This is a genomic window from Aeromonas sp. QDB56, from assembly GCF_027705505.1.
Taxonomy (GTDB): domain Bacteria; phylum Pseudomonadota; class Gammaproteobacteria; order Enterobacterales; family Aeromonadaceae; genus Aeromonas; species Aeromonas caviae.
Map to the genome: position 1 here is coordinate 1 of NZ_JAPDBZ010000316.1, position 768 is coordinate 768.

Below are 768 nucleotides of genomic sequence, written 5' to 3' on the forward strand. Positions count from 1 at the left end.
TCCTGCATGGAGACGTGATTAGATCACAGACGATCAGCCTGTTCAAATTTCATTAACAAAGTGCGATCCCGCCCTGGCTGACAGAGGCTGACAACCGCTCGAAGCGGCAATAAAAAAACCTCGCCTTGCGAGGTTTTTTTATTGCTGTGGAAAGGGGCCTGATATTGCAGTCAGATGGCAAAGGCTTCCACGGATTTGCCTTCGGCAACGGCCTTGGCAATGACCGAGGGCATGCGGCCCTGACCGGTCCAGGTTTTTTCCACGCCATTGTCAAGATAACGATATTTGGCGGGGCGGGGTGCACGTTTGCTGACCTTGGTATTCTCGGGCACCACGGTGTTGACCAATTCGGCGGGATCGATCCCTGCGGCCTTCAGCATTTCGGCATATTCGGCAATTTTCTTTTGATGTTCTTCACGGGCCTGGCGTTCGGCGGATTCATCTTGCCGACGTTCATCGACGATGGCGGAGAGCTTTTCCAAGCCTTCTTCCAGTTGTTCCAGCGTCAAATCGCGGCAAGCTGCACGCAGGCTACGGATATTCAACAGCACTTTCAGAAATTCGTTCATATTGGCTACCACGCGAGCAAAATATTAAGGGAAGAACTGGTTTTTCGATAATTTATAGGGGTGATTGGTACCAAGTCAAGCCTGCCAAAATAATTAATTAGGCTGATAAATTAAGTCTTGAAATGGCCTTGTTGCACAAATCGGGGAACTATCTAGCCAAGTGGTGATCTGATCTCCCGGATCAATCACCGAGCACAGT

General features: G+C 49.9%; 1 protein-coding gene. It reads right to left on the reverse strand.

Annotation, left to right across the window (positions count from 1 at the left end; all coding sequences use genetic code 11):
• Nucleotides 1-170 precede the first annotated feature (170 nt).
• A complete protein-coding gene (locus tag OKB81_RS20660; protein WP_041215041.1) occupies nucleotides 171-569 on the reverse strand; it encodes an H-NS family histone-like protein in 399 nt (132 codons plus the stop codon).
• Between the last annotated feature and the right edge of the window lie 199 nt (nucleotides 570-768).